Raw genomic sequence first — 23,877 nt, forward strand, 5'->3', positions numbered from 1 at the left:
CGTTGCGATTCGTTGGGATACGCCGAGTTCAGGAGCCGTCGCATGAAGCCACTCCGCGATGACGAGCCGCGGGAGATCGGGCCCTACCGGGTGCTCGCCGAACTGGGCGAGGGCGGGATGGGCCGCGTCCTCCTCGCCGCCGCAGGGGACGGACAACTGGTGGCGCTCAAGGTCATGCGCCCGCACCTCCTGCACGACGCCCAGTTCCGCTACCGGTTCCGCCGCGAGGTCATCACCTCCCGCGAGGTAGCCGCCAGCCGCTGGACCGCCGCCGTGCTCGCCTCCGACGAACACGCGCCCGAACCCTGGCTCGCCTCCGAGTTCTTCCACGGCCCTACGCTGGCGGAGGCGGTGAACGCCAACGGGCCACTGGACGAGGCGTCCGCCCGGCGCCTCATGCACGGGCTCGCCTCGGCGCTTGCCGAGATCCACTCCTACGGCGTCGTGCACCGGGACCTCAAGCCCTCCAACGTGATCCTCACCGAGGACGGCGTGCGGATCATCGACTTCGGCATCGCGCGCATCCCCGAGGAATCCGGGGGCGAAGCCTCGATCACCCAGACCGGCGCGCTCATCGGCGCCCCGGCCTTCATGTCCCCCGAGCAGATCACCCGGCAGTCCATCGGCCCGGCGTCCGACCTGTTCTCGTTGGGCACCACGATGATCACGGCGAGCACCGGCGCGAACCCGTTCGACGCCGAGGCGCTGTACGAGATCATGAACCGGGTCGTCGACGGCGACCCGGGCCTCGAACGGCTGCCCGAGGGCCTGCGCTTCCTCGTCGAGCCGTGCCTGCGCAAGCAGCCTGAGGAGCGCATCAGCGCCGCCGAACTCGTCACGCGCATCGGCGAGCCGCTCGCGGCCCCGTGGCCGCCCGGCGTCGCCGCGGTCGAGGCACTCCAGCGCGTCCAGGTCGCCGACCTGGCGCGCCGTCTCGGTTGGGAAACCTCGGTGCGCCCCAACAAGACCGTGGTGATGTTCGGGCCCGGCATCGCGGCTGCGCAGCCCAATCCGGTGCAGTCCAATCCCCTGCAGCCCAACCCCGTGCAGTCCAATCCTGTGCAGTCCAATCCCATGCGGGCTGAGCCGTCCACGATCGGCTATCCGTCGGCTCCGCCGACCTCGTATGCGCCTGTGTCACCCGGGTTCTCGCCCATGCAGACGGGGCCTTCTCCCGTGACTTCGGGGTATCCGCCTGCGCCGCAGGGGTATCCGCCGATGGGGGCGCCGATGCAGCCGGGCGGTCCGATGCAACCTGGCGGCCCGGTGCTGCCTCCGGGCGGTCCCTACCTGCCGCCGCAGGGGCCGAAGACCGATCGGACGGTGCTGTACGGGGTGCTCGCGGTGCTGGCCGTGGTCGTGATCGCCCTGATCGTGATCCTCCCGGGGCTCGGCGACGACGACAAGGATCCGACGATCACCTCGGGCAATGAGACCGCCGACGCCACCGGCGGCGGGGACGAGACCGGTGGGGGCGGCAGCGAGACCGACCCGGTCGAGGAGGTCACGGACCCCGTCGTCGACGCGGTGGTCGGGGACTGCTTCTGGGACTACGGCGACGAGACGACGGCCGACTTGGAGCCCTCGTATTGCGAGGACGGCAGCTTCGAGGTCGTCGAGATCGTGAACGACACCCAGGATCTGTCCTCTTGCGACTCGGTCGATGACGTGACGACCAGCGTCTCGTCGCCGACGGGGAACCTGGTGCTGTGCCTGAGCTACCTGCACCCCAACGGGGACGCGTACCACGCCCAGGTCGGCGAGTGCGTGTTCGGCCCGAACGACAGCGTCTCCGCGTGGTACGGGATCGAATGCCAGGAAGGCGCCTTCGAAGTGCTGGAACGCCTCGAAGGGCAGTCGGACCCGGCCGCGTGCACGGAGTCGGTCTACTACAACCAGAACTACACGTTCACCACCTCCCAGACCTATCTGGACGTGGTGCTGTGCCTGAGCATGATCTACCCCGACGACATGGGGTACGCGACCCAGGACGACTGCATGTCGATGAGCGGCGACCCCGACGCCGGGACCGCGCTGTTCTATTTCTCCGACTGCGACAGCGCGAACACCTACGTCACCGGCCGCATCGACGAGTACGAGAACCTGGACTGGTGCGGGGACGACGGCTGGAGCACCTGGATCAGCAACGACTTCCCCGACCACGCCTACACGGTGTGCTGGCGGTACCTGTAAGGGCTGCAACGGTTCAGCGTTTGAGGTCGGCGACCCTCTCGCGGTAGTCGCCGAACGCCTCCTCGACCGCGTCGGCGCTCAGCCCGAAGCGCTCGAGGGCGTACGTGCGCGCCGGAGTGCGGCCGGGCGGTCCCGCGATCGCGTTGAGGCCGTCGCGGTCCCGGTGGGTCCACGGCGCGCCGACGCGTTCGAGCAGTTGCGGTGCAAAGCGATGCGGGTCGGAGGCGAGCCGATGGCTGCTGACGTCGACGACCGTGTCGTCGGGGAGCGCGCGGCGCAGCTTCCGGCCCCGGGCGATCGATTCGGCGAGGATGCCGAGCCAGGTGCGGCCGATCGCGGCCGGGTCGGTCCGCTTGCAGTGCACGCCATTGAGGGTCTCGACGAGGGAGCAGAACGAGGCGGCGGCCGCGACCGGGTCGCGGTGCGTCCAGACGAACCGGGCGTCCGGGAAGACCTGGCGGATCACGTCGAGATGGGCGACGTGGCCGGGGAATTTCAGGATCCAGCGCCGCCGTGTACGTCCATATTGGAGTACTTGGAGCGCCTGTTTGAGGTATTCGTAGTCGGCGGTGAGGTCGGCTTGGTCGATCCAGGCGCGCCAGTCGGGCAGCGGTGCGCAGCTGAGCGGGAAGTAGGTGCGCCACATGAGCGCGATCGACTCCTCGGGCCGGTCGGCGCGCAGCGGGTGCATCGCGGCGTAGTCGGGTGCGAGCCGCGTGAGCGCCTTGGCGTCGCGTTCGACGGCGCGGCGGGCGCGGGCGGCGCTCGCGTCGTCCTGGTCGAGGCCCGTGCGCTGGAGCTCCCAGAGCAGCGGTGCGCGGTGGGGTTCGGCGCCCGCGAGGACCCGGTGGACGACGGTGGTGCCGGTGCGCGGGAGGCCGACGATGAAGACGGGCCGTTCGATCGGTTCGGCGCCCACGTGGGGGTTCTGGGTGTGGATCGATTTGATGCGCAGGCGGTTCGCGAGGCGCTGCTCGGCGCTGCGCAGCTGCACGGTCCAGCCGAGCGGGGTGAGGTCGGGGACGCGGGCGAAGCATTGGAGCAGGAAGCCGAGGTCGTCGGTGAACGCCTGGTCGTCGGGGGCGAGGGCGTCGCCGATGTCGGCGGCGGCGCGGACCGCGGCGGCCCGTTCGCGCCAGACCTCAAGGGCCGCTTCGGGGTCGCGGCGGGCCCGCGTTGAGCGGGCGAGCGCGGCGTTGAGCACCGTACGTCGCATCGAAATCCTCTCGACACTATGTCCCTTAAGGAATTCGTATCCCCGAATGGAACGGAATGTCACCGCCAAGGGGCACAATATAACCGATCGGAGCTGCCCAGGTACAGACTGGCGCGCCGTGGCGCCTATCGGAATCGATCGAATGCAAGTCCTTTATGGATTGATCGGGTTCGCCGTTGTATACAAATTCGTTGGGACCGTTGGCGATCCGTGTGCACCGGCCCAGCTCTAGCGCGCGCAAGTGGCTTGGTACGATCATTGCAAGCTTGTCTTCGAGGGGTATGGGCCCTGGCCGACTTCACCGTCGGCCAGGGCTCTTTTTTCTTGCTTGAGCGCCGTCGTCATTCGGCGGTCACGCAAGGCGCGAGAGCAGACCCAGCACCGCCTCGGCGATCGCCTCAGGGGCGTCCTCCGGCGCGTGGTGGCCGACCTCCTCGCCGATGCTCGACACCGTGAGCCCGGCGACCCGCGTCTTCGCCCACTCGACCATCGCGGGTGAACCGAGACCATACGGACTGGCCGTGAGCAGCAACTTCGGCACCTCCGGCGTCGAGACCATCCAACGGACATAGTCCTCGAAGCGCGCGGTGACCTCGGCCGGCTCGAACGGGCCGCCCGCCTCGCCGAGCGGGATCTGCCTGGGCCAGGCCAGCAGCGGCTTGCGCGAAGCCGGGTCGGGGTAGGGCTTGCGGTAGACCGCCATGTCCGCGTCCGCGATGCCGCCGTTGGTCGCGCGGATCGCGTTCTCGATGAACCAGTTCTCCTCGAGGGCCATCCGCTCGCCCGCGCCCGGGGTGCGCAGGGTCCGGAAGAACTCGACGGCGCCGGCCGGGAACTCCGCCCAGGTCATCGGCCGCAGGAACGTCTCCATGAGGACCACGCCCCGGGCCTGGCCCGGATGCCTTGCGGCCCAGTCGAGGGCGAGCGACCCGCCCCAGTCGTAGCCGACCAGCACCGGGTTCGCGACGCCGAGCGCGTCGAGGAACGCCTCCAGATAGGCGGCGTGTTCGGCATAGGAGTAGTCGATGTCGGGCTTCCCGGACTCGCCCATCCCGATCAGGTCCGGGGCGATGACGCGCGCCGAGCCGGTGAGGCGGGGGATGACGTGCCGCCAGATGTGGGAGGACGTCGGGTTGCCGTGCAGCAGCACGACAGTCGTCTCGCCCTGTCCTGCATCGATATAGGCCATGTGGGAGTCGAGGAGGTCGATGGTGTTCATGCTGTCGCCTTTCAGGGGACGGGTATCAGAGAGCGCGGTCGAGGGCGGTGGTGAGGGCGACGGGTTCGACCTCGAGGTGGTCGAAGCGCCAGCCGTCGGCGGTGCGGCGGGCGCCGTAGCGGTGGATCGCGGCGGCGACGGCCTCGGTCTTGTCGTCGAGGACGTAGACGGCGATGTCGGAGGCCCGCACGGTCGCGGTGTCGCCCGCGAGTTCGATGACGAGGTTGCCCTTGGAGTGCAGGGTGCGCCGGTACTCCCCGTGGCGCGAGCGGGCCAGATCGGTGAGCGCGTCGCGGCCGGCGAGCTCGCCGCCGCGGGTCTTGGCGGTGACGTCCTCGGTGAAGAGTCGCGCGGACTCGTCGTAGCGGGCCTCGTCGATCCAAAGGCTGTGGCGGGCGACGAGGTCGGCCAGTTCGGCGCGGTCGGCGAGTTCGCGGATCAGGTTGTCGGACATGGAAGGCTCCTCAAAGTCGTTAGTTATGCTAACGTTTATGTCGCTAACGAATATACATCGTTAGTGTCACTAACGCAAGAGGGGTAGGATCAGCGCATGGACACCCAGGACGACCTGCAATTCGACCGCGGCGAGCAGATGCCCGAACGGATGCGGCACCAGTTCTCACGCCTCGTCGGCATGACCGCCGCGCAAGCGGGCCGGATCGCCGGCCGGGCCCTCGGCTCCGTCGGCGCGCACCGGCGCCACTTCATGGTCCTGTCCGCGCTCGCCGAAGCCGGACCCGCCAGCCAGGCGCAGCTCGCCGACCGCACCGGCGTCTTCCGCTCCGACCTGGTCGCGGTCCTCAACGAACTCGCCGAGGACGGCCGCATCATGCGCGCGCCCGACCCGGGCGACAAGCGCCGCAACGTCATCACCATCACCGAGGCGGGCACGGAACGGCTCGGTGAACTCGACGCGCTGCTCGCCCAAGCGAACGAGGACATGCTCGCGCCGCTGTCGGCGGCCGAGCGCCGTCAACTGTTCGACCTGCTCGGGCGCGTCAACGCCCACATGGCCGGAGTACCGGCCGAGTCCTGACGCCTACCGCAGGCGGCGCAGCACCTGTTCCTTCAGCGCCGTGAACGGCGGATAGACCACTCGCAGCGTGTCCGGCGCGAGCGGCTTGTCCAGCACCGACTTCGCGTGGCTGAACGTCTCGATCGAGGCCTTGCCGTGGTAGGCGCCGAGCCCCGAATGCCCCACCCCGCCGAACGGCAGGCCCGGGACGTCGATGTGCGCCATCGGCACGTTGAAGCCCACCGCGCCGGACGCCGTGCGCGTCAAGAGCTTGCGCCGCGTCAGGTCCGAATTCGTGAACGCGTACAGCGCCAAGGGCTTCTCGCCCTCGTTGACGTACGCGATCGCCTCGTCCAATGAGTCCACCGCGAGGATCGGCAGGATCGGCCCGAACACCTCCTCGCTCATCACCGCGTCCCCACGCGACACGTCGGCGAGCACCGTCGGCGCGATGTACCGCTCCTCGCGGCTGTGCCCGCCCCCGCACACCAGGCGGCCCTCGCCGAGGAACCGCGCGAGCCGGTCGAACGAGCGTTCGTCGACGATCCGCCCGAAGTCCGGGCTGTCGGCCGGCGCGTGCCCGTACATCTCCCGCACCGCCTCGGCCAGGTGCTTCTCCAGATCCGGGCCGACGCCGTCGACGGCGAGCACGTAGTCGGGCGCGACGCAGGTCTGCCCGGCGTTCATGAACTTGCCCCAGGCGATGCGCCGCGCCGCCGTCGCCAGGTCGGCACCCGGCTCCACGATCGCCGGGCTCTTCCCGCCCATCTCCAAAGTGACCGGTGTCAGGTGCTCGGCCGCGGCCTTCGCGACGACCCGGCCCACGCGCGCCGACCCGGTGAAGAAGATGTGGTCGACCCGCTCGGCCAGTAGCGCCTCGGTGACCTCCGGCCCGCCCTGCACCACCGCCACCGCATCGGGGTCGAGGTATTCGCCGATGAGCCGCTCCAGCACCGCCGCGGTCGTGCCCGAGGTCTCGCTCGGCTTCACCACGACGGCGTTACCGCAGGCCAGTGCTCCGGCGAGGGGTGCGAGCAGGAGCTGCACCGGGTAGTTGAACGGCCCGATGACGGTGACGACGCCGAGCGGTTCCCGCAGCACGTACGCCTTCGCGGGCTGCAGGTGCGGCGGCGTGTAGACCCGCTTGGGGCGGAACCAGGTTCGCAGGTGCTTGCGCAGTGCCCGGACTTCGGCGGCGACGAAGTCGATCTCGGCCAGGAACGATTCGGGGGAGGCCTTGCCCAGGTCGGCGCGGAGTGCGTCGGCGAGTTCGTCGCCGGCTTCGCGCACCATCTTGTCGAGGCCTTTGAGCTGTTCCAGCCGCCACGGCAGGGGTTTGGTCCGGCCGGTCGCGAAATGGTTGCGGAGGCGGTCAACCGTGGAGTGAATGTCGTTGCCGGTCATGCCATGAGCGTAGCGGGAATCGGCTCGGAGCGGGAGGTGCGAGTGGCGGCGCCCCACCTACCAACGCTGCCAGGAACAATGGGGACGATCAACGGTTTGTGGGCGGATCCATCCGATCCGTGAAGTCGCACAGCGGGGTGTCCGCTTTGTGAAACCATGCGCCCATGGCCGCCGTCAGAAGGAACCCGCTGCTCTCCTTCCACGTCATTGCACCGATCCTGGGCATCGCGGTGCTGGCAGGGGTCTGGGGGCGGGAGCTGGGTGCGGGGCTCGTGATCGTCGCGGCGGTCGCGCTCATCGTCACGGTGCTCGCCGCGGTGCACCACGCCGAGGTGGTCGCCCACCGGGTCGGTGAACCGTACGGGTCGCTGGTGCTGGCGGTGGCGGTCACCGTCATCGAGGTCGCCTTGATCGTCACGGTGATGGCCGGTGGCGGGCCGGACGCTGAGACGCTCGCTCGCGACACCGTGTTCGCGGCGGTCATGATCACCACGAACGGCATCGTCGGCATCGCGTTGCTCGTCGGCGCGCTCAAGTACGGGACGACGCTGTTCAACCCCGAGGGCAGTGGCGCGGCGCTGGCAACGGTGGCCACGCTCGCGACCTTGGGTCTGGTGCTGCCGACGTTCACGACCAGTGAAGCCGGTCCGGAGTATTCGACGTCGCAGTTGGTGTTCGCCGCGGCGGCTTCGCTCATCCTCTACGGCCTCTTCGTGTTCACGCAGACCGTGCGCCACCGCGACTTCTTTCTGCCGGTGACCGAGGACGGGATCGTCACGGAGGAGGCGCATGCGGATCCGCCGAGCGGGAGGACGGCGCTGGTGAGTCTCGCGATGCTGATGGTGGCGCTCGTCGGCGTGGTCGGGTTGGCGAAGGCGGAGTCGCCGGCGATCAAGGCCGGGGTGCTGGCGGCCGGGTTCCCGGCTTCGTCGGTCGGTGTGGCGATCGCGCTGCTGGTGCTGCTGCCGGAGTCGATCGCGGCGATCCGCGCGGCCGGCCGCGACCGCATCCAGACCAGTATCAACCTCGGTTACGGTTCGGCGATCGCGTCGATCGGCCTGACCATTCCGGTGATCGCGGTGGCCTCGTTCTGGATGGACGGCCCGCTGCTGCTGGGTCTGGGTTCGACGGAGATCGTGCTGCTCGGTCTCACCGTCGTGGTGAGCGTCTTGACGATCGTCCCGGGCCGGGCCACGCGCCTGCAGGGCGGCGTGCACCTGGTGCTGCTGGCGGCCTACCTGTTCTTGGCGATCAACCCTTAACCGTTCCAGCTGTTCCAGACGTCCCAGCTGAGTCGGGCCAGGAGCGCGAGGACGACGAGGACGAGGACGAAGCGGACGAACTTGGCGCCCTTGGCCATCGCGGTGTGGGCGCCGAACCAGGCGCCGAGGATGGTGCCGAGGCCCATGGTGAGGCCGAGCAGCCACCAGATGTTGTCCTGCAGTGCGAACACGGCGAGGGCGCCGAGGTTGGTGGTCACGTTGACCACTTTCGTGTGCGCGGCGGCGGCCAGGAAGTCCATGCCGAGGATCGAGGTGAAGGCCAGTGCCAGGAAGATGCCGGTGCCGGGGCCGATGATGCCGTCGTAGAAGGCGATCGCGACGCCGCACACGAGGAGGACCGCGGCGGCGCGCATTCGCGTGTGGAGTTCCGGTCGGGGTTCGAGGCCCAGCTGGGGTTTGGCGACGACGAGGACGAGGACCGCGAGGAGGACGGCGATGATGATGGGCTTCAACGCGTTCGATGAGACGGAGAGCGCGGCGAGGGCTCCGGCGGCGGAGCCGACGAGGGCGAGGCCGACGGTGGGCCACAGGAGCCGGTGTTCGAGTTTGATCTTGCGGGCGTAGGCGATCGCGGAGGTCGTGGTGCCGAACACCGATGCCAACTTGTTGGTGCCCAGCATCAGGGCCGTGGGTGCTGTGGGGAAGGCCACCAGGAGCATGGGGAGCTGGACGAGGCCGCCGCCGCCGACGACTGCGTCGATCCATCCGGCGAAGATCGCCGCGCCGATGAGCAGGGCGAACAGGCCGGGGTCGATGTCGAAGGGCACCAGGCCAAGTTACTTGCCGCACGGTCAGGAGACACGCCGATGAGGTGAGGAACACGTGTCGGTGTGTAATCGTCTGATATCAACAGGTCATGGACATGACGAAGCCTATGACCCACTTGGTGAAACGCGGCTACGAGTATACGTTCGACCCCGATGACCAGCAGCGCCGGAACCTGGACGAAACGCTGGAAGCGGTTCGGGCCGTGTACAACTGGTCGCTGTCGGTGTTCCAGCGCGAATGGCGCGCGAAGGGGGAGAAGATCTCGTACGCGGAGATCTCGGCCCGCCTGACCAAGTGGAAGAACCAGCCCGCGAACCGGTGGGTCAAGGCCTATTCGTCGGTGCCGCTCCAGCAGATCGCCCGGCAGCTCCACACCGAGTACCACTCGTTCCTCAACGGCCGCAGCCGTGAGCCGGTGCCGAAGGAGCACGGCGAGCAGACGCAGCTGGTGTACTCGCGGGCCGGCTACTACTTGAAGGGCCGCGAGGTGAAGCTCGCGAAGCACAGGGAGCCCTTGGACATCATGTGGGGTCTGGAGCGGCCCAGCCGTGACGACATCACGTCGATCACGGTGATCCGGGAGCACGCGGAGCTTTGGAAACTGTGGATCGTGGCCGAGGAGTTCGTGGAGGTGCCGCGCCAGAAGCCGCCGGAATGCGGCGAGTGCGGGCGCGTCCTGGAGGATTAGCGCGCGAAGCGGATCGGCCCGGCGGGCTTCCCGCCGGGCCGATCCGCGTCTGGACCCCTGAACGACGTGGCCCCGGACGCGAAACGCCCGGTCGAGGTGCCCTTCCCAAGGCCCCGACCGGGCGGTCGGACCCGTTCCGGCGCTTCCGACAGGGGGCTGCCAGAGCGGGTCGTTGTCGAAAAGCCGCGGGCCCGGCGGCTTCTTACTGAAGGCCCGCGGCTCTCGGCGTCTCTACTTGCGCAGTTCGGCGACAGCCAAGGTGAGCCGCTTCCCGAACGTCTCGTCGGCCTTCGCGAAGTTCGCGATGGCGCGCTCGGCGATGTCGTCGCGGCTGACCTTGGCGATGAAGCCGGCCAGGTTCGCGATCAGGCGGTCCTGCTCGTCCGCGCCCATGAGCCGGTAGAGGTTCCCGGCCTGCACGAAGTCGTCGTCCTCCGAGTGCTTCGGGGTCTCCCACTCGCCGGTCTGGCCGTTCAGCGCGAGCGGCGCCCACAGGGCCTGGCCGGTCTCGTTCGGGCCGCCGAAGGAGTTCGGCTCGTAGTTCTTCTGGCCGCCGTGGCGCCCGTCGTAGCCCTGGCCGTCGCGGTTGCCGTTGCGCGCCTCGGTGGCGTGGGGGCGGTTGACCGGCAGGTGGTCGGCGTTGATGCCGACGCGGTAGCGGTGGGCGTCGCCGTACGCGAAGAGGCGGCCCTGCAGCATCTTGTCGGGGCTCGGGCCGATGCCCGGCACGAAGTGCGCGGGGGAGAAGATCGACTGCTCGACCTCGGCGAAGATGTTCTCCGGGTTGCGGTTGAGCTCGAGCTTGCCGATCTCGATCGGCGGGTAGTCCTCGTGCGGCCACACCTTGGTGAGGTCGAACGGGTTGAAGCGGTAGGTCGCGGCCTCGGCGGCGGGCATGATCTGCACCTGCACGGTCCAGGTCGGGTAGTCGCCGCGCTCGATGGACTCGCGCAGGTCACGCTGGTGGGAGTCGGGGTCCTCGCCGGCGAGCTTGTTGGCCTCTTCGGAGGTGAGGTTCTTGATGCCCTGGTCGGTCTTGAAGTGGTACTTGACCCAGAACGCCTCGCCGGCCTCGTTGACCCACTGGAAGGTGTGGGAGCCGTAGCCGTTCATGTGGCGGTAGGAGGCGGGGATGCCGCGGTCGCCGAAGAGCCAGGTGACCTGGTGGGTGGACTCGGGGGAGAGGCCCCAGAAGTCCCACACGTTGTCGGCTTCCTGCGAACCGGTGTACGGGTCGCGCTTCTGGGTGTGGATGAAGTCGGGGAACTTGATCGCGTCGCGGATGAAGAACACCGGGGTGTTGTTGCCGACGAGGTCGTAGTTGCCCTCTTCGGTGTAGAACTTCAGGGCCCAGCCGCGCGGGTCGCGGCGGGCGTCGGCGCCGCCGAGGGAGTCGGCCACTGTGGAGAAGCGCAGGAACGTCTCGGTCTCCTTGCCCACCTGGGAAAGGAACTTCGCCTTCGTGTACTTGGTGACGTCGGCGGTCACGGTGAAGGTGCCGTAGGCGCCGGCGCCGCGGGCGTGGACGACGCGCTCGGGGATGCGCTCGCGGTTGAAGTGCGCGAGCTTCTCCAGCAGCACCTGGTCCTGGATGAGCAGGGGCCCGCCGGCGCCGGCGGCCTCGCTCTGGTTGTTGTTGGAGATCGGCGCGCCGGACTCGGTGGTCAGCGGCCCAGCAGTGTTGTCGAACTGCTCGCTCATAGCGTGGCCCTCTCTAGCGTTCTCAGATCCCCGCAGCACGGCCGCTGACGGAATCCTTGTCTTCGACTCGATCCTAGCTTAGACTTTGTCTAAGTCAAGATCCAGTCCAAGGTAAGTAGTGCCACATCGTTTCGCCTGCTAGGGTGGTATTCAATGCCCCGACCGCGTTGAGAGAACAGCATGAGCGACCTCGTTACCCGACTTCGGCGCCACAACTGGCGCATCACGCCGCAGCGACGCGTCATCGCCGAGACCCTCGAGGGCTCCCACGTGCACTACACCGCCGATGAGATCCTGGAGCGCGCCTGCGAGCGCATGCCCGAGCTCTCGCGCGCCACGGTCTACAACACCCTCAACGAGATGGTCGCCCTCGGCGAGGTCCTCGAACTCACCCTCGACGGGCGCTCGAAGCGCTACGACCCCAATGCCGACCACGAGCACCACCACCTCATCTGCGAGGGCTGCGGCCTCATGAAGGACGTCCACACGATGGCCGACCCGATCGACTGGCTCCCCGGCGACGAACGCCACGGCTTCTCGGTCACGCGCGCCTCCATCACGTTCCGGGGCCTGTGCCCCGAGTGCCAAAGCGCTGCAGCGTAACCGATCCTCTCGGTCCCTTCATGTCAGTGTCGACTATCGCGCGCTAGTCGCGCTTCGGTGACGATACGATCACGACTGCCCGTTTCGCTTGCCTTGTCCTAATCCGCTCCGATACCTTCAGCGGGCTGCCTCGACCCCGAATTCGCAGCGAGTACCCCTTCCGCCCATTAGGTTCAGGCCACGAGCCTGCACGCCCGAACGAAGGAGCCCGGAGTGGACGACCTCCTCAAGCAGACACTGATGGTCAACGACCTGTTCTGGCAGTGGGGCATCATCCCCTTGATCGTCATCGCCAGCATCATCTACCTCGTCCTCACCAAGGGCGTCCAGTTCCGCCTGATCGGCCAGATGTTCCGCGGGCTGCGCGAGGACCCGGGCGACCTCCCCGACGGCACCAAGAAGATCTCGGCCTTCCAGGCCTTCGCCATCTCCTCGGCCGCTCGCGTCGGCACCGGCAACATCGTCGGCGTCTCCACGGCCATCGCCCTCGGCGGGCCCGGGGCGGTCTTCTGGATGTGGCTCATGGCCATCGTGGTAGCGGGCGCGGCGTTCGCCGAGTCCACCCTCGCCCAGGTCTACAAGGAGCGCACCCCCGACGGCGGCTTCAAGGGCGGTCCCGCCTACTACATGAAGCACGGCCTCGGGCTGCCATGGATGGGCGTCGTCTTCTCGGTCATCCTCATCTTCACCTACCCGTTCAGCTTCAACATGGTGCAGGCCAACACCTTCACCGGCGCGGTCAACGACTCCCTCGACGGGATGGGCGTGACCACCGGCGACGGCACCTCGCTCGTGATCGGCCTCGTCCTGGCGGCCATCACCGCCGCGGTGGTCTTCGGCGGCCTCAAGCGCATCGCCCACTTCACCCAGCTGGCCGTCCCGATCATGGCGATCGTCTACCTGCTCATCGGCGGCGCCATCGTCATCATCAACGCCGACCAGCTCCCCGGCGCGATCGAGAACATCTTCAACTCCGCCTTCGGCATCGAGCAGTTCGCCGGCGCGACCATCGGCACCGTCATCCTCATGGGCGTGCGCCGCGGCATGTTCTCCAACGAGGGCGGCATGGGCTCGGCCCCCAACGCCGGAGCCACCGCCTCGGTCAGCCACCCGGTCAAGCAGGGCCTCACCCAGGCGTTCGGCGTCTACTTCGACACCCTCTTCATCTGCTCGATCTCGGCGTTCATCATCCTCACCACCAACCCCGTCTACGGCGACTCGACGATCAACCTCGTCACCCGCGGCGTCGACGCGGCGCTCGGCGGCTGGGCCCTCCAAGTCATGGCGCTCATCCTGGTGCTGTTCACCTTCACCTCGGTGGTGGGCAACTACTACTACGGCGAGTCGAGCGTGAAGTACATGCTCGACAAGCCGTTCATGGTCCACGGACTGCGCGTCATCGTGGTGGGCCTGGTCTTCCTCGGCTCGATCGCCTCGCTCGACGACGTATGGGCCATCGCCGACGTCACCATGGGCCTCATGGCCACCGTCAACCTCATCGCCGTCCTGGCGCTCGCCGGTGTGGCCTACAAGGTCCTGCGCGACTACGACAAGCAGCGCAAGGCCGGCCTCGACCCGGTCTTCACCCGCGAGAACGTGCCCGGACTCAAGGGAGTCCAGGTGTGGGAGCCCGAGTCGGAGACCGATACGGAACCTGTGGCACAGGCATACGAGAAGTGACGACGACATGCGCCCGTGTCTGACGGCTAGATAGGCTCACTCGCATGTCGCAGTCGAAGGAACCCTGGAAGTCACCCATCTGGCGCTCAGAGCCGGCGTTCCTCTACTCGCGACGCCCCCTCGCCCGCTATGTCGGCCGCCCCGCCGCCGCGTTCCTCAAGATCGAACCGGCGGCGGGCGTCGTGCTCGTCGTGTGCGCCGTGATCGCGATGCTCTGGGCCAACTCGCCCTGGGCCGCTTCGTACGAGGCCGTCTGGGGCCTCGACATCACGTTCCAGTTCGGGGACTTCGAACTCCACCACACCCTCAAGGACTGGATCAACGACGGCCTCATGGCCATCTTCTTCTTCGTAGTGGGCGTGGAGATCAAGAGCGAGATCGTCTCCGGCGAACTCTCCAACCCCCGCAACGCCGTCCCGCCCATCGCCGCCGCCATCGGCGGCATGGCGGCGCCCGCCCTCATCTACGTCGCCCTCAACGCGGGCGGCGCGGGCGCGGACGGCTGGGGCATCCCCATGGCCACCGACATCGCCTTCGCCGTCGGCGTCCTCGCCCTCTTCGGCTCCCGCATCCCCTCGGCCGCAAGGATCTTCCTGCTCACCCTCGCGATCGTCGACGACCTCGGCGCCATCGCCGTGATCGCCGTCTTCTACACCGACGACCTCTCCATGGCCTGGCTCGCCGCCGCCGGCGCCCTCACCGCCCTCGCGATCGCACTGCGCCTGCTCCACGTCTGGTCCGCCCCGGTCTACCTCGTCATCGGCATCGCGCTCTGGGTCGCCATGCTCGAATCGGGCGTCCACGCCACCATCGCCGGCGTCATCATGGGCCTCATCATCTCCGCCAGGCCCCTCCTGGACCCGCGGGTCGCCCACGCCGAAGCCCAGGAGATGGCCAAGGACGGGCTCACCGCCGAAGAGACCGAGAAGCTCGTCAAGTTCGCCCGCGACGCCGTACCGCCGACCGAGCGCGTCCAGGCACGCAACCACCAGTTCTCCTCGTTCGTGGTCCTGCCGCTCTTCGCCCTCGCCAACGCCGGCGTCGCCCTCTCCAGCGACCTGTTCGCGGCCGCGCTCGCCTCCACGGTGACCCTCGGGATCATCCTGGGCCTCGTCGTCGGCAAGCTCATCGGCATCACCGCCGTCACCTGGCTCGTCGTCAGACTCGGCTGGGGCCGCATGCCCACCGGCACCACCTGGCCGCTCCTCGCCGCCATCGCCATGGTCGCCGGCATCGGCTTCACCGTCGCCCTCTTCATCACCGAACTCGCCTTCCGCGGCGGCGACGCCCAGCTCCTCACCGACGAAGGCAAGATCGGCGTCCTCTGCGCGTCCTTCGTGGCCGCCGTCCTCGGCGCGCTCGCCGTCCACCTGACCGCCCCGAAGACCTCGCGACGCGACCAAGAGAACGAGGACGAGCGGGCTGTGGAGGACGCCGCGAACGCGGGGTTAGGCTTTGCTCGACTGCATTCACAGCGACTCGACCCTAGAGTGAGGACAGCGTATTGGCTCCGCAGAATCTCATGTCCCAGCCTCCGGCGACGAAGCTGCCCGAGGACACCGAGGCCAGGACGTTCCTTGACGAGCACTCGCCCGAGGACACGGTCCGCCGCTTCCCGTGGTTCTGCGCCGCCTGGGCCCGCCTGGCGAAGAACGCCCTCGAGTCGGGCGACGACGTCGCCGCCTACGCGTACGCGCGCACCGGCTACCACCGCGGCCTCGACCAGCTGCGCCGCAGCGGCTGGAAGGGCCACGGCCCGATCCCCTGGGACCACAAGCCGAACCGCGGGTTCCTCAAGTCCCTCCACCAGCTCTCGCGGTCCGCGGCCGCCATCGGCGAAGCCGACGAGGCCGCCCGCTGCGCCCAGTTCCTGCGCGACTCGGACCCGGCCGCGGCCGACGCCCTGACCTAGACCGCCAGGGCGTTCCCAGCGAGACGTACATGTGCCTTCTCGACGACGCTAGCGAGTCGTGAATCGGCGGCCTCGACGAAGCTTGCGAGTCGTAAATCGGCGGCTTCGGCGAAGCTTGCGAGTCGTAAATTGGCGGCCTCGACGAAGCTTGCGAGTCGTAAATTGGCGGCCTCGACGAAGCTTGCGAGTCGTAAATTGGCACAGCAAAGCGGCCGGAGCGCCATGCGCCCCGGCCGCTTCCGCTCGCCTACTTAGGCCAGGAAGATCTGGCCGTCCTCAACCGTGATCTCCACTTCGGACAGATTGACCTCCGCCGGGCCCTCCTCCAACGCGCCATCGAGGGACCACGCCGACTGGTGCCGCGGGCAGATGATGGTGCCCTCAGCGTCGGGGGCCGCCACGATCGCGCCCTGATGCGGGCACACCGCCGAGAACGCCACGAATTCATCGGCGCTCGGCTGCACGATCACGGTCTCGTCGACGACGATGCCGCCGCCTTCGGGAACATCAGCGGTCGCCGCGATCCCCGTACCGCCGCCGCCCTCGCCCGTCGAACCACCCTCAGTCGAGGCGTCGTCGGTCCCGGTGGAGGGGTCGGCACTCGACGACGGGGACTCGGCGGTGCCGCACGCACTGAGCGCGCCCACGGCCCCGAGCCCGGCCACCCCGCACATCACTCCGCGTCGGGAGGCGACGCCCCTGGCCAGCACGTTCCTCGCCAGATCGGTTCCGGCTCTGGTGTCGGTCATTCTTGAGCTCCTTGCGCGTCTGCGGCGCCCTGGCCGGCCTCGGCTGCCTGCGAGCCGTGGCCGTGCCGTTGCGGCGCCTACGGCCGCAACGCTAACGCCGGAATGCCGAGCTTGTCACGCGCAGAAGCCCAATATCAAGAGTTTTAGTTGAAGCTTCATCAACTTCTCAGGGATCTCACAGCCTCCGCACCGCCGCTACACACCGAGTGACCGCGCGATCAGCATCCGCTGCACCTCGTTCGTGCCCTCCCCGATCTCCAGCACCTTGCAGTCCCGCCACGCCCGCGCCACCGGCGTCTCGTTCATGAACCCGTACCCACCGAAGATCTGCGTCGCATCCCGCGCGTTCTCCACCGCCGCTTGCGAAGCATGCAGTTTCGCCAGCGCCGCATCCGTCCCGAACGGCTCCCCCGCATCGGCTTTCAACGCCGCGTCCTGCCAGGCCAGACGCGACGTGTGCGCCCGCAGCCGCATGTCGGCGAGCATGAACGCGATCGACTGGTTCTCGGCGATCGGCCGCCCGAACGCCTCCCGCTCCTTCGCGTGCACCAGCGACTCGTCGAGGCAGCCCTGCGCCGAGCCGGTGGCGAGCGCCGCGAGGGCAACCCGGCCGCTGTCGAGCAGTTCGAGGAACTGGACGAAGCCGCGGCCGCGCTGGCCGACGAGGTTGGACTCGGGGACGCGGCAGCCGTCGAAGTAGACGGGCCTGGTGTCGGAGGCGCGCCAGCCGACCTTCGAGTACTCGGGGCCGATCTCGAGCCCGGGGGTGCCGGGTTCGACGGCGATGCAGGAGACTTCGCCGGGGCCGGTCTGGGCGGTGGCGATGATGAGGTCGGTCATGACGGTGCCGGCGTTGGTGATGAAGCACTTGGCGCCGTCGATGACCCATTCGCCGTTCTCCAAGCGGGCCTTGGTGTCCGTGCGCCCGGCGTCGGTGCCGCCGCTCGGTTCGGTGAGGGCGAACGCGACGAGGCCTTCGCCGGCGGCGAGTCGCGGGAGCCATTTGGCCTGCTGCTCGGGGCTGCCGTAGCGGGCGATGCCTTCGGCGCCGAGGGTCACGGAGGCTTCGACGGTGACGGCCACGGAGGCGTCGACGCGGGCGATCTCCTCGAGGGCGAGGCCGAGCATGAAGAGGCCGGCTCCGGCGCCGCCGTACTCCTCGGGGAGCGTGACGCCGAGGACGCCGAGCTTGCCCAGTTCGCGGACGAGGTCGGCGGGGAACTCGCCGCGTTCGTAGAAGTCGCCGATGACCGGTTTGATCTGGTCTTGGGCGAATGCGCGCACGGCTGCGGCGAATTCGGTCTGCTCAATGTCGAGTCTCATGGCTGCTCCTTACTCGATTACGGCTCGCAAGCGGCGCCGTGGCGTCTACACCGGTGTGATCGGGTGTCTGCGGTCGGAGAACCGGCGGTCCTTGTGGGTCAGCCGGCGGAATCGGGCGATGAGGTCATCGCGGAGTTCGGCGGGTTCGATGATGTCGTCGACGACGAGTTCGCCTGCGAGGCGGCGCAGGTCGACGTCGGCTTCGTATTCGGCCCGTTTGTCGGCCACGAAGCGCTCGCGCTCCGCGGGGTCTTCGATGGCGGCGATCTTATTGGCGTACACGGCGTTCACGGCCGCTTCGGCGCCCATGACGGCGATGCGGGCGGTGGGGAGGGCGAGGACGGCGTCGGAGCCGAAGGCGGGTCCGGCCATGGCGTAGAGGCCGGCGCCGTAGGCCTTGCGGACGACGACGCAGAGTTTGGGCACGGTGGCTTCGGATACGGCGGCGATCATCTTGGCGCCGTGGCGGATGATGCCGCCGTGCTCGACGGCGGAGCCGACCATGAAGCCGGGGACGTCGGCGAGGAACAGCAGCGGCACGTTGAACGAGTCGCATGTGGACACGAAGCGGGCGGCCTTGTCGGCGGAGTCGGAGAACAGGACGCCGCCGCGCACGCCGGAGTTGTTGGCGACGACGCCGACGGGCCTGCCGTCGAGGCGGGCGAACGCGGTGATGAGCTCCCCGGCCCAGCGGGCCTGCACTTCGAGGACCGAATCGCGGTCGACGAGGCCGTCGATGAGCGCGTGCATGTCGAACGGCGCCGCTTCGCTCGCCGGGATGGCGGCGGCGAGGTCCACGGGGAGCGGGGGTCTGGCGGCGCGCACGGGCGCGGGCTGGGTCCAGTTCGACGGCAGGTAGGAGAGCCAGCGCCGGACCGAGGCGATGGCCTCGTCCTCGTTGCGGCACAGGAAGTGTCCGACGCCGGACTGCTCGCAGTGGACGCGGGCGCCGCCCATGTCCTCGAGGGTGGTCTTCTCGCCGGTGACCATCTCGACCATGCGGGGGCTGCCGAGGTACATGGAGGCGTTGCCGTCGACCATGGCGACGACGTCGCAGAACGCGGGGATGTAGGCGCCGCCGGCGGCGCTGGGGCCGAAGAGGGCGCAGGCCTGGGGGACGCGGCCGGAGGCGCGGACCTGCTCGTGGAAGATCCGTCCGGCGCCGCGGCGGCCGGGGAAGAGCTGCACCTGGTCGGTGATGCGGGCGCCGGCGGAGTCGACGAGGTAGACGATGGGGTGCTGTTCGAGCTGGGCGGCTTCGACGGTGCGGATGATCTTCTCGACGGTGCGCGCGCCCCAGGAGCCGGCTTTGACGGTGGAGTCGTTGGCGATGAGCCGGATCGGGCGGCCCTGCACCGTGGCGGTGCCGACGACGACGCCGTCGGCGGGGAGGGTCGGGTCGGGGTTGGCCCAGAGGTTGTCCTCGCGGAAGGAGTCGGGGTCGCACAGGCGCCGGATGCGCTCGCGGGCGTGGTACTTGCCCGCGGCGGCGGCCGCCTGGTGGTACTTCTCGGCGCCGCCGCGCTCGATACGCGCGCGTTCGTCCGTGTAGTCCCCGCTGAAGTCCACGCCGCCGCCTCCCTTGCCGGTCGTCGTCCCTTAACGATCGTTAAGGCAAGCATATTGTGTCTCGCGAATCCCCGCGTGTCAACGAATCCGGATTGCGGCTCATTCAGTTGTCCGACACCTCGGGCATTGTTGATTCGGGCGCGCCTCGTGACGCCCGATTTGCCCGTGAACGTCGTGAACCGCCGTATCGGTTCGATCGATCGCCGATCCGGTCCGGCCGCACTGTCGCACCCTTCGGGCACCATCGAATCGGGGGCGACCGCGGATGCCCGATTTGCGGGCATCCGCCGCGAACCGCCGCACTCACGTTCCGCCGCAAGCGCCCCGCGCCGCACCATGGCCCGCCGCCGCTAGGCTCGATGGACCACCGCACCGTGCCCCCAACACGCCGCCTCCCCGGAGACCCATGAGCACCAGCGCCGCCCCGACCACCGCTCCCGCGCCGGAGCGAGCGGCCCCCCGGCCCCCGCGCCTGCGCGAGATCGACGGCCTCCGCGGCCTCGCCATCGTCGTCATCGCGGTCTACCACATCTGGTTCGACCGCGTTTCCGGCGGCGTCGACGTGTTCCTCCTGCTCTCGGGCTTCTTCATCACCGCGAGCCTCATGCGCTCGGTCGAGAAGACCGGCTCAGTCGCGCCCCTCGCCTTCGCCGCCCGCATCGTGCGCCGCATCTTCCCGCCCGCCCTCGTCGTCGCCGCGGCCACGGTGCTCCTCACCGTCCTCTGGCTCCCGCGCGCCACCTGGAACCAGCAGCTCGGCGACATCCTCGCCTCGGCCCTCTACTTCGGCAACTGGAACCTCGCGGTCCACTCCGTCGACTACCTCTCCTCCAACAACGGCGCGAGCATCGTCCAGCACTACTGGTCCATGGGCGTCCAAGCGCAGTTCTACGTGCTCTGGCCGATCCTCATCGCGGCCTCGGTCGCGCTCGCCGCGCGCACCCGCCGGAGCCGCACGCGCGTCCTCGCCGCCGCCCTCGCGCTCGTCTTCGCGGCCTCGTTCGCCTTCGCGCTGTGGGAGACCGCGACGAACCAGGCCTTCGCCTACTTCGACCTCCGCGCCCGCCTGTGGCAGTTCGCCGCGGGCGGCCTCCTCGCCCTGGCCCTCCCGCGCCTCCGCACCGCTTTCACCGGTCCCGAAGTGCCGCAGCGCAAATGGATCGCTTCCGGGCTCGGCTGGGCCGGCGTCGCGGTCCTCCTCTTCGCGGGTTTCTTCCTCGAGAGCACCCAGTTCCCCGGTCTCGCCGCGCTCTGGCCCGTCGGCGGCGCCTGCGCAGTGGTCATCGCCGCCTCGCTGCGCCCCGGCACCGGCGCCGGGCACCTGCTGAACGCGCGGCCGGTCCAGTGGCTCGGCGACCTCTCGTACACGCTGTACCTGTGGCACTGGCCGATCCTCATCTGCTACCTCACCGCCACCGGCCGCGACACCGCCACGCTCCTCGGCGGCCTCGGCGTCCTCGCCGCCGCGACCCTCCTCGCCTGGGCCACCCACTGGGCCCTCGAATGGCGGCTCCCCGCAACGGGACTGGGCCAGAAGACCAAACGCGGGGCCTTCGCCCTCGGCGCGGCCTGCCTCGCCCTCGTCCTCGCCTCCTACGCGGCCCTCACCTGGTACATCGCCTTCGAACGCGACCGCCTGGCCGAAGCCGTCGCCGACCCCGCGAGGTACCCGGGCGCGGCCGCCCTCGCCGAAGGCCTCGACGTCCCCGACGCCGAATTCGCGCCATCCACACTGGATGCCGCCGAGGACTACGACCCCGCGCTTTCGGGGCAGTGCAACCAGACCATGGAGGGCTACGAGCCGATCCGATGCGACTTCGGCACGGACGAGGAAACCGCCGCGGCGACCGTCGTCATGTACGGCGGCTCCAAGATCTGGCAGTGGCTCCCGGCAGTCCTCGAAGCCGCCGAAGCCCGGGACTGGCACGTCATCGCGTACACCAAGAACGCCTGCATCATCGAGACCGGCCAAGAGGCCCTGGGCGAAGAGCGCTACCGCTCCTGCGCCGCCTGGAACGACGCCGTCGTCGCCGAGATCGCGCGCATAGGGCCCGACCTCGTCTTCACCTACGGCTCCCGGGTCGGCTACGAGGCCTACGAGACCTTCCCCGACTACACCGACCGCTACGAGCAGCTCCTCGCCACCGGCACCACCGTCGTCGCCGTCCGCGACACCCCGAGCCCGCGCTTCGACATCCCGCTGTGCGTCGACCTCCACGGGGCCGACGCCGCGGAATGCACCGTCGACCGCGCCTCCTACTACGACGACCGAGCGTTCGAAGAACTCGACGTCCCCGAAGGGGTGCACAAGGTCGACCTCACCGGCTTCATCTGCGGCCCGCGGGCCTGCCCGCCCGTGGTCGGCAATGTCCTCGTCTACCGCGACGACGCCCACCTGACCAACACCTACGCCGCGACCCTCGGCCCCTACCTCGAGGCCGAACTCGCCGCCGCCCTCGCCAACTCCGCTGCGGGGTAGGCGAAAGGCCCGGCTCCAACGAGCCGGGCCTCAACAAGAACCTAAGCGGTGACCGCGTCCAAGGCGATCTCGCACATCTCTACGAACGACTCCTGCCGGTCGGCCGCGGGCAGCTCGGTGCCCTTGAGGATGTGGTCGGAGATGGTGCACAGCGCCAGCGCGCGCGCCTTGAACTTCGCGGCGAGCGTGTAGATCGCCGCGGCCTCCATCTCGATGGCCAGGATGCCGTAGTCGGCGAGCTTGGCCTCGACTTCGGGCGCGTCGGTGTAGAACGTGTCGGAGGAGTACAGCTGGCCCACGTGCAGGTTGATCCCGCGTGCGGCGGCCGCGTCGACCGAGGCGCGCAGCAGGCCGAAGTCGGCCACGGGGGCGTAGTCGACGACGCCGTTGAAGCGGATGCGGTTCATCGACGAGTTGGTGGAGGCGCCGATCCCGGCGACCACGTCGCGCAGCTCGATGTCGTTGTGGATCGCACCGGCCGAACCCACGCGAACCACGGTCTTGACGCCGTAGACGTCGAGCAGCTCGTGGGTGTAGATCGAGGCCGACGGCTGGCCCATCCCGGTGCCCTGCACGGACACGCGCTTGCCCTTGTAGGTGCCGGTGTACCCGAACATGTTCCGGACCTCGGTGTAGCAAGACGCATCGTCGAGGAAGTTCTCGGCGATCCACTTCGCACGCAGCGGGTCCCCGGGCAGGAGGACGCTCTCGGCGATGTCGCCCGGCTTGGCGGAGATGTGTGCAGTCATATCGCCAGCTTCTCATAAACATCCCATGAATTTGCGGGGACCGGCTGTGAGCTGGATCGCCGAGGCCGGTTTCGCGCGATCCGTCGCGATCCGGTAGTGTTCTCCGCGGTGGCGTGTCCGAGCGGCCGAAGGAGCTCGCCTCGAAAGCGAGTGTTGGGTAACCCTCAACCGTGGGTTCAAATCCCACCGCCACCGCCAGCGTTGCGAACGCCGGGCCTGAACATCAGGCCCGGCGTTCGTCGTTTCTTGGCAAGGGCGGCTAACCTGTCGGGACCGCGCCGCCTCCTGGCGCGTTCGGCGCGGCAGCGCCGCTCCAGTGGTGAAAGGCGGGCAGCGGGTGAGCCGATCCTCGACGGGCGGGAAGATCTTCAGCGGAGCGGTCATCGTCCTCTCCCTGCTCCTCGCCGCGATCCTGCTCCTGCACCGGTTCATCCCCAACCGCTGGTTCAACCTCGGCAGCCTCATCGAGACGTTCCTGCCCTGGTTCGGCCTGGCCGTCCCCGTCCTGCTGATCCTCGCCGCGATCCGCCGCCGACCCGTCGCGATCATCTGCGCGCTGCTACCGGGCCTGGTGTGGTTCCAGATGTACGCCGCGCTCATCCCCGACAAGCACGTCGGCGAGGGCGACTTCCGCGTCGTCGCCCACAACGTGAACGCCGAGAACACCGACACCGAGGGCACCGCCGCGACCCTGCTGGCCGCCGACCCCGACGTGATCGTCCTGGTCGAGCTCACCGAGGACCAGCGCTACGCCTGGAGCGAGGTCCTGGACGAGCGGTACGAGTACTCGGTGTCCTATGGCACCGTGGCGTTGTGGTCGGCCTACCCGGTCCTCGACTCCTACGAGGTGGACCTCAACCTCGGCTGGGCACGCGCGTTCCGCGCCGCGATCGAGATCGACGGCGAGCAGGTCGCGGTCTACGTCGCGCACCTGCTGTCGGTGCGCGTGAACACCGAGGGCTTCACCTCCGCGCAGCGCAACGAGACCGCGCTGCTCCTGGGGGAGGCCATCGCCGACGAGCAGCTCGACCGGGTGCTCCTCGCCGGGGACCTCAACGGCACCTCGCAGGACCGGGCACTCGCCCCCATCACCTACCAGCTGCATTCGGCGCAGGCCGACGCCGGGAAGGGCTTCGGGTTCACCTGGCCGGCCGACTCGCCGATGGCGCGGATCGACCAGGTCCTGTACCGGGGCCTGGAGGCCACGGGCTCGGACGTGCTCGAAGCGACCGTTTCCGACCACCGCCCGATCCTGGCCGATTTCGCCTTCTCCTAAGGCGCGCTTCCCCGCAGGGCCGCTCCCGCCGAGGGCCCCCGCGGAACGTT

Annotated in this window: 19 protein-coding genes, 1 tRNA gene and 1 pseudogene; 11 read left to right on the plus strand and 10 right to left on the minus strand. The window is 69.0% G+C overall.

Annotated elements, in window-relative coordinates:
* The first annotated feature begins 42 nt into the window (after nucleotides 1–42).
* A complete protein-coding gene (locus tag ACFO8M_RS18825; protein WP_387978385.1) occupies nucleotides 43–2,193 on the plus strand; it encodes a serine/threonine protein kinase in 2,151 nt (716 codons plus the stop codon).
* Between the two features lie 13 nt (nucleotides 2,194–2,206).
* On the opposite strand, the gene ACFO8M_RS18830 is transcribed toward ACFO8M_RS18825, so the two are convergent.
* The 3 genes from ACFO8M_RS18830 to ACFO8M_RS18840 all read right to left on the minus strand — a co-directional run bounded on the left by ACFO8M_RS18830 (nucleotide 2,207) and on the right by ACFO8M_RS18840 (nucleotide 5,082).
* Nucleotides 2,207–3,409, minus strand: coding sequence for a sulfotransferase family protein (locus ACFO8M_RS18830; RefSeq protein ID WP_387978387.1), 1,203 nt, complete (start codon nucleotides 3,407–3,409; stop codon nucleotides 2,207–2,209).
* 352 nt (nucleotides 3,410–3,761) lie between these two features.
* A complete protein-coding gene (locus ACFO8M_RS18835; RefSeq protein WP_387978389.1) occupies nucleotides 3,762–4,628 on the minus strand; it encodes a haloalkane dehalogenase in 867 nt (288 codons plus the stop codon).
* Nucleotides 4,629–4,653: 25 nt separating this feature from the next.
* Nucleotides 4,654–5,082 (minus strand): nuclear transport factor 2 family protein, encoded by a 429-nt coding sequence (locus ACFO8M_RS18840; RefSeq protein WP_387978391.1) that lies wholly within the window; start codon nucleotides 5,080–5,082, stop codon nucleotides 4,654–4,656.
* A 96-nt stretch (nucleotides 5,083–5,178) separates the two neighbouring features.
* On the opposite strand from ACFO8M_RS18840, the gene ACFO8M_RS18845 reads away from it, so the two are divergent.
* Entirely contained in the window at nucleotides 5,179–5,664 is a 486-nt protein-coding gene (locus ACFO8M_RS18845) for a MarR family winged helix-turn-helix transcriptional regulator (RefSeq protein WP_387978393.1), read from the plus strand.
* Nucleotides 5,665–5,667: 3 nt separating this feature from the next.
* Here ACFO8M_RS18845 and ACFO8M_RS18850 read toward each other — a convergent pair whose 3' ends face one another.
* Nucleotides 5,668–7,047, minus strand: coding sequence for an aldehyde dehydrogenase family protein (locus tag ACFO8M_RS18850; protein WP_387978395.1), 1,380 nt, complete (start codon nucleotides 7,045–7,047; stop codon nucleotides 5,668–5,670).
* Nucleotides 7,048–7,211: 164 nt separating this feature from the next.
* Between ACFO8M_RS18850 and ACFO8M_RS18855 the strand changes: the two genes are divergently transcribed.
* Nucleotides 7,212–8,309 carry a calcium:proton antiporter gene (locus ACFO8M_RS18855; RefSeq protein ID WP_387978397.1) on the plus strand — a complete coding sequence of 366 codons (1,098 nt, stop codon included), beginning with the start codon at nucleotides 7,212–7,214 and terminating at the stop codon, nucleotides 8,307–8,309.
* Here ACFO8M_RS18855 and ACFO8M_RS18860 read toward each other — a convergent pair.
* Complete coding sequence (locus ACFO8M_RS18860; RefSeq protein ID WP_387978505.1) at nucleotides 8,306–9,085, minus strand: TSUP family transporter; 780 nt, start codon at nucleotides 9,083–9,085, stop codon at nucleotides 8,306–8,308. The two genes, ACFO8M_RS18855 and ACFO8M_RS18860, sit on opposite strands and share 4 nt — an antisense overlap.
* Nucleotides 9,086–9,192: 107 nt before the next feature.
* Here ACFO8M_RS18860 and ACFO8M_RS18865 point away from each other — a divergent pair, with 107 nt between their 5' ends.
* Nucleotides 9,193–9,786, plus strand: a complete 594-nt coding sequence (locus tag ACFO8M_RS18865) for a helix-turn-helix domain-containing protein (RefSeq protein ID WP_387978399.1) — start codon at nucleotides 9,193–9,195, stop codon at nucleotides 9,784–9,786.
* 231 nt (nucleotides 9,787–10,017) lie between these two features.
* Here the strand turns inward: ACFO8M_RS18865 and ACFO8M_RS18870 are convergent, their stop codons facing one another.
* Entirely contained in the window at nucleotides 10,018–11,487 is a 1,470-nt protein-coding gene (locus ACFO8M_RS18870) for a catalase (RefSeq protein ID WP_387978400.1), read from the minus strand.
* A gap of 180 nt (nucleotides 11,488–11,667) precedes the next feature.
* Here ACFO8M_RS18870 and ACFO8M_RS18875 point away from each other — a divergent pair, with 180 nt between their 5' ends.
* The 4 genes and pseudogenes from ACFO8M_RS18875 (at nucleotide 11,668) to ACFO8M_RS18890 (ending at nucleotide 15,682) form a co-directional block, all read left to right on the plus strand.
* Nucleotides 11,668–12,090, plus strand: coding sequence for a Fur family transcriptional regulator (locus tag ACFO8M_RS18875; RefSeq protein ID WP_387978402.1), 423 nt, complete (start codon nucleotides 11,668–11,670; stop codon nucleotides 12,088–12,090).
* 213 nt (nucleotides 12,091–12,303) lie between these two features.
* Nucleotides 12,304–13,770 carry an alanine/glycine:cation symporter family protein gene (locus ACFO8M_RS18880; RefSeq protein WP_387978404.1) on the plus strand — a complete coding sequence of 489 codons (1,467 nt, stop codon included), beginning with the start codon at nucleotides 12,304–12,306 and terminating at the stop codon, nucleotides 13,768–13,770.
* 44 nt (nucleotides 13,771–13,814) lie between these two features.
* A pseudogene (gene nhaA / locus ACFO8M_RS18885) lies at nucleotides 13,815–15,119 on the plus strand (Na+/H+ antiporter NhaA); the annotation flags it as partial.
* Nucleotides 15,120–15,292: 173 nt separating this feature from the next.
* Nucleotides 15,293–15,682 (plus strand): DUF3151 domain-containing protein, encoded by a 390-nt coding sequence (locus ACFO8M_RS18890; protein WP_387978507.1) that lies wholly within the window; start codon nucleotides 15,293–15,295, stop codon nucleotides 15,680–15,682.
* Nucleotides 15,683–15,933: 251 nt separating this feature from the next.
* Here ACFO8M_RS18890 and ACFO8M_RS18895 read toward each other — a convergent pair whose 3' ends face one another.
* The 3 genes from ACFO8M_RS18895 to ACFO8M_RS18905 form a co-directional block, all read right to left on the minus strand.
* Nucleotides 15,934–16,431 (minus strand): Rieske (2Fe-2S) protein, encoded by a 498-nt coding sequence (locus tag ACFO8M_RS18895; RefSeq protein ID WP_387978406.1) that lies wholly within the window; start codon nucleotides 16,429–16,431, stop codon nucleotides 15,934–15,936.
* A gap of 195 nt (nucleotides 16,432–16,626) precedes the next feature.
* A complete protein-coding gene (locus ACFO8M_RS18900) occupies nucleotides 16,627–17,754 on the minus strand; it encodes an acyl-CoA dehydrogenase family protein (RefSeq protein ID WP_387978408.1) in 1,128 nt (375 codons plus the stop codon).
* Nucleotides 17,755–17,799: 45 nt separating this feature from the next.
* Complete coding sequence (locus tag ACFO8M_RS18905) at nucleotides 17,800–19,323, minus strand: acyl-CoA carboxylase subunit beta (protein ID WP_387978410.1); 1,524 nt, start codon at nucleotides 19,321–19,323, stop codon at nucleotides 17,800–17,802.
* 406 nt (nucleotides 19,324–19,729) lie between these two features.
* On the opposite strand from ACFO8M_RS18905, the gene ACFO8M_RS18910 reads away from it, so the two are divergent.
* Nucleotides 19,730–21,802, plus strand: a complete 2,073-nt coding sequence (locus tag ACFO8M_RS18910) for an acyltransferase family protein (protein WP_387978412.1) — start codon at nucleotides 19,730–19,732, stop codon at nucleotides 21,800–21,802.
* 41 nt (nucleotides 21,803–21,843) lie between these two features.
* On the opposite strand, the gene deoD is transcribed toward ACFO8M_RS18910, so the two are convergent.
* A complete protein-coding gene (gene deoD, locus ACFO8M_RS18915; protein WP_387978414.1) occupies nucleotides 21,844–22,551 on the minus strand; it encodes a purine-nucleoside phosphorylase in 708 nt (235 codons plus the stop codon).
* 107 nt (nucleotides 22,552–22,658) lie between these two features.
* Between deoD and ACFO8M_RS18920 the strand changes: the two genes are divergently transcribed.
* Nucleotides 22,659–22,749, plus strand: a tRNA-Ser gene (locus tag ACFO8M_RS18920).
* Between the two features lie 139 nt (nucleotides 22,750–22,888).
* Nucleotides 22,889–23,827 carry an endonuclease/exonuclease/phosphatase family protein gene (locus ACFO8M_RS18925; RefSeq protein ID WP_387978416.1) on the plus strand — a complete coding sequence of 313 codons (939 nt, stop codon included), beginning with the start codon at nucleotides 22,889–22,891 and terminating at the stop codon, nucleotides 23,825–23,827.
* Nucleotides 23,828–23,877 lie beyond the last annotated feature (50 nt).

Source organism: Glycomyces rhizosphaerae (genome assembly GCF_042647865.1).
Classification (GTDB): domain Bacteria; phylum Actinomycetota; class Actinomycetes; order Mycobacteriales; family Micromonosporaceae; genus Glycomyces; species Glycomyces rhizosphaerae.

What these genes read in the sequence shown, in the direction of transcription:
- ACFO8M_RS18910 (WP_387978412.1), top strand. Translation starts at nt 19,730, where the DNA reads ATGAGCACCAGCGCCGCCCCGACCACCGCTCCCGCGCCGGAGCGAGCG.
- ACFO8M_RS18895 (WP_387978406.1), bottom strand. Translation starts at nt 16,431, where the DNA reads ATGACCGACACCAGAGCCGGAACCGATCTGGCGAGGAACGTGCTGGCC.
- ACFO8M_RS18830 (WP_387978387.1), bottom strand. Translation starts at nt 3,409, where the DNA reads ATGCGACGTACGGTGCTCAACGCCGCGCTCGCCCGCTCAACGCGGGCC.
- ACFO8M_RS18840 (WP_387978391.1), bottom strand. Translation starts at nt 5,082, where the DNA reads ATGTCCGACAACCTGATCCGCGAACTCGCCGACCGCGCCGAACTGGCC.
- ACFO8M_RS18900 (WP_387978408.1), bottom strand. Translation starts at nt 17,754, where the DNA reads ATGAGACTCGACATTGAGCAGACCGAATTCGCCGCAGCCGTGCGCGCA.
- ACFO8M_RS18870 (WP_387978400.1), bottom strand. Translation starts at nt 11,487, where the DNA reads ATGAGCGAGCAGTTCGACAACACTGCTGGGCCGCTGACCACCGAGTCC.
- deoD (WP_387978414.1), bottom strand. Translation starts at nt 22,551, where the DNA reads ATGACTGCACACATCTCCGCCAAGCCGGGCGACATCGCCGAGAGCGTC.
- ACFO8M_RS18855 (WP_387978397.1), top strand. Translation starts at nt 7,212, where the DNA reads ATGGCCGCCGTCAGAAGGAACCCGCTGCTCTCCTTCCACGTCATTGCA.
- ACFO8M_RS18845 (WP_387978393.1), top strand. Translation starts at nt 5,179, where the DNA reads ATGGACACCCAGGACGACCTGCAATTCGACCGCGGCGAGCAGATGCCC.
- ACFO8M_RS18850 (WP_387978395.1), bottom strand. Translation starts at nt 7,047, where the DNA reads ATGACCGGCAACGACATTCACTCCACGGTTGACCGCCTCCGCAACCAT.
- ACFO8M_RS18890 (WP_387978507.1), top strand. Translation starts at nt 15,293, where the DNA reads ATGTCCCAGCCTCCGGCGACGAAGCTGCCCGAGGACACCGAGGCCAGG.
- ACFO8M_RS18875 (WP_387978402.1), top strand. Translation starts at nt 11,668, where the DNA reads ATGAGCGACCTCGTTACCCGACTTCGGCGCCACAACTGGCGCATCACG.
- ACFO8M_RS18835 (WP_387978389.1), bottom strand. Translation starts at nt 4,628, where the DNA reads ATGAACACCATCGACCTCCTCGACTCCCACATGGCCTATATCGATGCA.
- ACFO8M_RS18825 (WP_387978385.1), top strand. Translation starts at nt 43, where the DNA reads ATGAAGCCACTCCGCGATGACGAGCCGCGGGAGATCGGGCCCTACCGG.
- ACFO8M_RS18865 (WP_387978399.1), top strand. Translation starts at nt 9,193, where the DNA reads ATGACGAAGCCTATGACCCACTTGGTGAAACGCGGCTACGAGTATACG.